Source organism: Candidatus Magnetaquicoccus inordinatus, from assembly GCF_004217665.1.
GTDB lineage: Bacteria > Pseudomonadota > Magnetococcia > Magnetococcales > Magnetaquicoccaceae > Magnetaquicoccus > Magnetaquicoccus inordinatus.
In genome coordinates, this window is sequence record NZ_RXIU01000194.1 from 1 (window position 1) to 6,841 (window position 6,841).

At 51.5% G+C, this 6,841-nt stretch carries 5 protein-coding genes; 1 reads left to right on the top strand and 4 read right to left on the bottom strand.

Going from position 1 to position 6,841, the window contains the following annotated elements; genetic code table 11:
- Positions 1-53: 53 nt before the first annotated feature.
- Positions 54-371 (bottom strand): peroxiredoxin, encoded by a 318-nt coding sequence (locus tag EJP87_RS12500; RefSeq protein WP_130472212.1) that lies wholly within the window; start codon positions 369-371, stop codon positions 54-56.
- Between the two features lie 87 nt (positions 372-458).
- Between EJP87_RS12500 and EJP87_RS12505 the strand changes: the two genes are divergently transcribed.
- Positions 459-1,697 (top strand): NupC/NupG family nucleoside CNT transporter, encoded by a 1,239-nt coding sequence (locus tag EJP87_RS12505; protein WP_130472213.1) that lies wholly within the window; start codon positions 459-461, stop codon positions 1,695-1,697.
- Between the two features lie 173 nt (positions 1,698-1,870).
- On the opposite strand, the gene EJP87_RS12510 is transcribed toward EJP87_RS12505, so the two are convergent.
- From EJP87_RS12510 to katG, 3 genes are all read right to left on the bottom strand, one after another.
- On the bottom strand, positions 1,871-2,983 hold the full coding sequence (locus tag EJP87_RS12510; protein ID WP_130472214.1) for a cytochrome-c peroxidase: 1,113 nt from the start codon (positions 2,981-2,983) through the stop codon (positions 1,871-1,873).
- Positions 2,984-3,141: 158 nt separating this feature from the next.
- A complete protein-coding gene (locus tag EJP87_RS12515) occupies positions 3,142-4,092 on the bottom strand; it encodes a hydrogen peroxide-inducible genes activator (RefSeq protein WP_130472215.1) in 951 nt (316 codons plus the stop codon).
- Positions 4,093-4,418: 326 nt separating this feature from the next.
- Positions 4,419-6,593 (bottom strand): catalase/peroxidase HPI, encoded by a 2,175-nt coding sequence (gene katG, locus EJP87_RS12520; protein ID WP_130472216.1) that lies wholly within the window; start codon positions 6,591-6,593, stop codon positions 4,419-4,421.
- Between the last annotated feature and the right edge of the window lie 248 nt (positions 6,594-6,841).

Below are 6,841 nucleotides of genomic sequence, written 5' to 3' on the forward strand. Positions count from 1 at the left end.
ACGTACCTCCGTTGGTTGGCCATTGTATCTGGCTTACCCGAACGAGGCAATTGTTACATTCCGTCTGAGGCAACACAGGCTTCCGTGTTGGTATCACTGAGCAAAGTGAAGGTCAAACCAAATTTTTGGCAAAATTTGTCATGGGAAGCGACCGAATCTTTGGAAAGACCGATGACAGTGTAACCGAGAGTGGCAAAGTCGCTTTGCAGCGCTTGAAAATCGTTGGCTTCCACGGTGCAGCCTGGGGTGTTATCCTTGGGATAGAAATAAAAAATGGCTCCTTGCGCACCAAGTAATTGCCGCAAGGGACGCGGTTGGTTCTGTTGATCGGGCAGAATCAAATCCGGGATAGAAGCGCCAATTTCAAGCATACAGAAAACTCCTTGATGGTTGTTGAGGGCTGGGGGGAACCGACTTGGCTTGGACCATGGTTGCAGCATGCACAAAAGGATAATGTGATGTGGCACAGTTTGGCAGGTTTTTTTATTTTTTTAGCACTGGCCTGGTTGCTGAGTGAAAATCGCCGCGCCATCGCCTGGCGGACAATAGCAGCAGGAGTGTTGTTCCAGTGGCTTTTGGGTGCCATTTTGCTCAAGCTCTCCTGGGTGCGTGAAGCCTTTATGCTGTTGAATGAGGGAGTCCTGCTCTTGGAACAGGCCACCATGCAGGGGACAGCATTTGTCTTTGGCTATTTGGGAGGAGCGACTCTTCCCTTTGCCGAGACTGTTCCATCAGGCAGTTATATCTTGGCCTTTCGTGCTTTGCCGATGGTCTTGGTCATCAGCGCCTTGGCCTCGCTCCTGTTTTATTGGCAAATCCTGCCCTGGATTGTGCGCGGTTTTTCTGTGCTGTTGCAAAAAAGTTTGGGCATAGGAGGAGCTTTGGGCCTGGCAGCAGGAGCCACCATCTTTGTGGGTATGGTGGAGGCACCGTTATTGATTCGTCCCTATTTGCGGCAGATGGGTCGCGGAGAGCTGTTTGGGGTGATGGCTACCGGAATGGCGACGATTGCCGGAACGATGATGGTGATTTATGCGGCCATCTTGGGAGCAGTAATCCCGGATGCCTTGGGTCACATCCTGATTGCCTCATTATTGAGTGCTCCAGCAGCCTTGACAGTGGCCTTGTTGATGGTGCCACAGAGTGAACCGCCAACCACAGGGGAGCTGCATGGCGCCTCACAGGCAAACAGTGCCATGGATGCGCTCACCCGTGGCACCATGGAAGGGATCACTTTGTTGATCAATATCATCGCCTTTTTGATCGTACTGGTCTCTCTGGTTGCCCTTTTGAATGGTATGCTCCATATCATTCCCCCTATTGCTGGAGAGGCGATCACCTTGCAGCGGGTTTTAGGTTGGCTGATGGCCCCTTTGACCTGGCTGATGGGCATTCCGTGGAGCGAAGCACAGGTGGCAGGCATGTTGATGGGCGAAAAGACTGTTCTCAATGAGTTTATCGCCTATTTGCATTTGGCTCGTTTACCTCCGGAGCTGTTGAGTGAACGCTCGCGGATCATGACCACCTATGCCTTATGCGGATTTGCCAACCTGGGCAGTTTAGGAATTTTGTTGGGAGGCTTGGGGAGCATGGTCCCGGAACGACATGCCGAGGTGGTTGCTTTGGGAGTGCGATCACTGCTGGCAGGCACTTTGGCAACCTTGATGACCGGAGCCATTGTGGGGGCCTATTATTGAGGAGCATGCACCCACACCCAGACTCCCTGATTTCTGCCACACAAAGCGCAGAAACCAGGGAAACTCTCCCACTCCCAGCATCAGGAAAACAGGCCATGCCCACACACGCTCCTATCTCCCTGGTTTCTGCCACAAATGAGCAAAAACCAGGGCAGATGTTCCAGCAACCCTCATCAGGGAGTTTTGGCATCCAAGAGCATTGCTACCGGTTTGGGTGTGCTGGCGCTACTGGGAGGTAACAACGGATATTCCACTTTAGGCTGCTCTCCAGTCAAAGTGTGCAGAAAGGCAGTAATGGCCTTGACCTCTGCTTCAGTAAGCTTCTGACCCAGTTGACTCTGCCCCATAACCGCTACCGCTTGCTCTAAACTCCAGGCCCGACCAGAATGAAAATAGGGAGCCGTCAGAGCAATGTTGCGCAAGGGAGCCGCACGAAACACATAGGCATCACTGGCACTCTTGGTCACAGCAAAGCGCCCATGATCTGCTGCCGGAAGCATCTCAGAACCCGGTTTTTCCACTACTCCAAAGGGAAAATAGGCTTGTCCACCCAGATTGACTCCGTTGTGACAACTGGAACACCCCTTGTCCATAAAAAGAGCCAATCCATTCTGCTCTTCTCCACTCAATACCTCATTTTTGCCAGCCAGAAACTGATCAAATCGCGAGTGAGGTGTGACCAAAGTTGCCTCAAAAACCTCAATGGCTTTTGCCATGTTGTCAAAAGTAACAGGCTCCTTTTCCCCAGGAAATGCCTTGCCAAAGCGGCTCACATAATCAGGAATACTGCGTAAAGTGGCCTCTACCTGTTCCGGTTTATTGTTCATCTCCACGCCCGCTTGCACCGGACCCTTGGCCTGAGTTTTCAGATCCTCGGCCCGGCCATCCCAGAATTGCGCCACATTAAATACCGCATTGAGAACAGTTGGTGCATTGCGTGGCCCCTTGGCCCAACCATGACCAATAGAGGTTTCCAGATTGTCACCCCCTCCCATACCGACATTATGGCAACTGTTGCAACTAATCAAATGGCTGGATGATAAACGCGGATCAAAAAACAGCATCTTGCCCAGGGTGATCTTCTCCTGACTGACAGGATTATCCTTCAACACTGGCATCTCGGTTGGTATGGATTTGAACTGCTGACGTGCCCTCTCCAGCAACTGCTCAGCCGCTGTTGCCTCAGAGAGGGCTAGCAAAGCAAACAATCCGGCAAGAGATGCAAAGAAAATGTGTGAAGCCTTGTATAAGCGGCGCAAACGACCGGGATACGTGATCGTTGGCATAGAGTGGCACTCTAAGCCGGGAAAGCGATTTCTGCTCATGGAACTCTACCCCCTTGGTGCGAAAAATGGTTGATGCAATAGAGGAGAGAGTAGAATACAGTTGCAACAATGTAAAATATATTATCTATATCAATCTAATAGTTTATACCTATTCCCTGCTAATGAAGAGCTCTCGTACCCTGTGGCAAGCTTTGCTGAACAGCAACAACCAAGGTGTCAATAGCCTCCTGGTTAGGAAACGAACTACGCCATACCAAAACCACCCGACGATTCGGTACCGGCTCGGCAAAAGGGATGTAACGGACTAAATGTTCCGTCTTGACCGGACAGGAGGGCAGATTGCAAAGCAGATTTTTCAACGAGGAGAGCGGCAATACCGATACCCCAACCCCTGTGGCCACCATATGACGCAATGTCTCCAGAGAGGTACCCTCAATAATATTTTGCACTCTGCCCGACTTTTCATCCAGACGCATACACTCTGGGCAAATATCCAACACTTGATCACGAAAACAGTGACCTTTGCCCAACAGAATCAAATCGGTCTCACCCAGATCCTCCCCCTGCAAATCTGTTCGATGCTCCCAAGGATGTCCAGCCGGAACTGCAGCCACAAAGGGTTCATCATAGAGGGGCATCTGCTCCATACCCTGGGCGACAAAGGGCAAAGCAACAATGATGGCATCCAACTCACCACGTTGCAGACGCTCAGTCAAAATTGCGGTATAATTTTCCTCAAGAAGCAGTTTCATCCGTGGTGCCTGAGCATGGAAAGCGGCAGATAATCCTGGATAAAGATAGGGGCCCACCGTAAAAATGGCTCCAACCCGTAACGAACCGGTCAACGGATCCAAACCACTGCGGGCTAGCCGCCGGATCTGTTCCACCTCTTCCAGGGCAGTACGCATCTGCTCCAAAACTCTCTGACCCTGCCGAGTGACTTTGATTTCGCCTCGGCCACGCTCAAACAGTGGCACTCCCAACTCCTCTTCCAGCGCCTTGACTGCCACACTCAAGCTGGGTTGACTGACATGACAGAGTTGCGCAGCACGGATAAAGTTACGCTCCCGAGCCACCGCCAAGGCATACTCAAGCTGACGAAGATTCATGGATTCCCCCTGCTTCAGATGCAGAACAGAGATAAAAAATGGTTACGCATGAGTAACTATTCACCACCCAAAACTATTGCGGATCCAGAAAGGGCACCTCCCTGGCCGGGTCCAGGGATGGAATCCCTGGGATTTTGCTTGTAATCTTTTGCCTTTGGCGCGCCCTTTACACTAAGCCGACGCGCTTTTTGCATCGGCTTAAGCGCCTAATGGAAGCAAGCTGTGCGAATTGGCGCGCGATTTTGCGCCAATCCGCACAACATCCCCATGGGGGTAGAGCTGGCGAGCCAGCACGAACCTGAATAGTTAGCTTTTTTGCAGCAATATCACTGGCGATCGAAACGATCGGCATTCATCACCTTGCTCCAGACAGCCACAAAGTCATGCACAAATTTTTCTTGGTTGTCGTCCTGGGCATAGAGTTCTGCATAGGCACGCAACACCGAGTTGGAACCAAAAACAAGATCCACCCGTGTGGCAGTCCATTGCACCGCACCACTGTTTCGGTCACAGATCTCATAGAGATTCTTGCCCACAGGCCTCCATGTATAGGCCATATCGGTCAGGTTGACAAAAAAATCAGTCGTCAAAGCGCCCACGCGGTGTGTAAAAACACCCTGTTGCGTTCCACCATGGTTGGTGCCCAATACACGCATTCCACCAAGCAAAACGGTCATTTCCTGAGCAGTCAACCCCATCAACTGAGCCCGATCCAAAAGCAATTCCTCAGGGCTTACGACATACTCTTGCTTCAACCAGTTGCGAAAACCATCGGCCAACGGCTCCAACACCGCAAACGATGCCACATCGGTCTGCTCTTGCGTGGCATCGCCACGACCTGGCAGAAAAGGAACAACCACATTATATCCTGCCGCTTTGGCAGCCTGCTCGATACCAAGATTTCCTGCCAACACGATCACATCGGCAATACTGGCTCCACTATCGGCAGCAATTTTTTCAAGGATGCTGAGGACTTTGGCAAGTCGTTCTGGTTCATTGCCCAGCCAATCCTTTTGTGGCGCCAAACGAATACGGGCACCATTGGCTCCTCCACGTTTGTCGGAACCACGAAAAGTGCGTGCGCTATCCCAGGCGGTTGTTACCAATTCGCTGATACTCAAAGCAACTGCAGCGATTTGTTCCTTGACAGCAGCAAGATCATAGTCGCTGCGACCAGCAGGAATGGGATCTTGCCAGAGCAGATCCTCCTTGGGCACATCAGGACCGATATAACACGCTTTTGGTCCCATATCGCGGTGGGTGAGTTTGAACCAGGCCCGGGCAAAAGTTTCGGAAAATTGCTGTGGGTTATTGTAGAAACGTTCAGCAATCTTACGAAATTCTGGATCAAACTTCAGCGCCATGTCGGCATCAGTCATGATTGGTTTGCAGCGCCGTGTTGGATCCTCCACATCAACCGGCATATCCTCTTCCTTGATATTTACCGGCTCCCATTGCCATGCTCCAGCAGGAGATTTTTGCAACCACCAGTCATAGCCAAACAGCAGTTTGAAATAGCCATTATCCCATTGGGTGGGATGGGTGGTCCAGGCACCCTCAAGACCGCTGGTAACTGTGTCACGACCCACACCCCGACCGCTATGGTTCATCCAGCCCAAACCTTGTTCTTCCAGCTCCGCTCCTTCTGGTGCAGGACCAAGATGGGCGGCGTTACCGTTACCGTGTGCCTTGCCGACGGTATGTCCTCCAGCAGTTAATGCCACCGTCTCTTCCTCATTCATCGCCATGCGTGAAAAGGTTACGCGCATATCACGGGCGGTCTTGAGCGGATCGGGTGTGCCGTCCACTCCTTCTGGATTGACATAGATCAGCCCCATCATCACCGCAGCCAGTGGATTTTCCAAATCGCGCTCGCCGGAATAGCGACTGCCTGCACTGCCGCTGGGAGCCAGCCACTCCTTTTCGGAGCCCCAATAAATATCCTTTTCTGGGTGCCAAATATCTTCACGACCAAAGGCAAAGCCAAAAGTCTTGAGTCCCATGGATTCATAGGCCATGTTGCCAGCGAGAATCAGCAGATCCGCCCAACTGAGATTGTTGCCATATTTTTTCTTGAGTGGCCAGAGCAGTCGGCGTGCTTTGTCCAAGTTGGCATTGTCCGGCCAAGAGTTAAGAGGAGCAAAACGTTGATTGCCGGTTGCTGCACCGCCACGACCATCAGCGATACGATACGTTCCGGCCGCATGCCAGGCCATGCGAATCATCAGACCGCCATAGTGACCCCAATCTGCCGGCCACCAGCTTTGGCTGTCGGTCATCAAAGCTATTAAATCTTTTTTCAGTGCCTCAACATTGAGTTGTTTGACAGCTTGGCGATAGTTGAAAGCCGATCCCATTGGCTTGGTTTTGCTGTCATGTTGATGCAAGATATCCAGGTTGAGAGCCTTCGGCCACCACTCTTTATGTGCCTGGCCTGCTGAGGTGTTCCCCCCATGTAGCACGGGACATTTACCAGAAGAGGTGCGAGTGTTTTCAGACATATTTCCTCCTGTTTATTCTTGGTTTGTATCGTTGAATAATAGTGAGAATCATTACCTTTTTTTCTCTCAATGTTTTGTTACCGGTGTCGAGCACCTGATTATTTGCTTTTACAAAGAGAGCACCCCGGTTGCTTACGCATGAGTGGGTTGGACAGCCGACACGATTTTGGGAATCACCTACCACCCGCATAGCGGGTGGTTTGATGAAGGCCCCCATAGGGGGCCAGTTGTTTTATGAAGGGGCCATG

Excerpts from the sequence above, each read along its gene's own strand:
- EJP87_RS12515 (WP_130472215.1), bottom strand. The coding sequence starts at position 4,092 with ATGAATCTTCGTCAGCTTGAGTATGCCTTGGCGGTGGCTCGGGAGCGT.
- katG (WP_130472216.1), bottom strand. The coding sequence starts at position 6,593 with ATGTCTGAAAACACTCGCACCTCTTCTGGTAAATGTCCCGTGCTACAT.
- EJP87_RS12510 (WP_130472214.1), bottom strand. The coding sequence starts at position 2,983 with ATGCCAACGATCACGTATCCCGGTCGTTTGCGCCGCTTATACAAGGCT.
- EJP87_RS12500 (WP_130472212.1), bottom strand. The coding sequence starts at position 371 with ATGCTTGAAATTGGCGCTTCTATCCCGGATTTGATTCTGCCCGATCAA.
- EJP87_RS12505 (WP_130472213.1), top strand. The coding sequence starts at position 459 with ATGTGGCACAGTTTGGCAGGTTTTTTTATTTTTTTAGCACTGGCCTGG.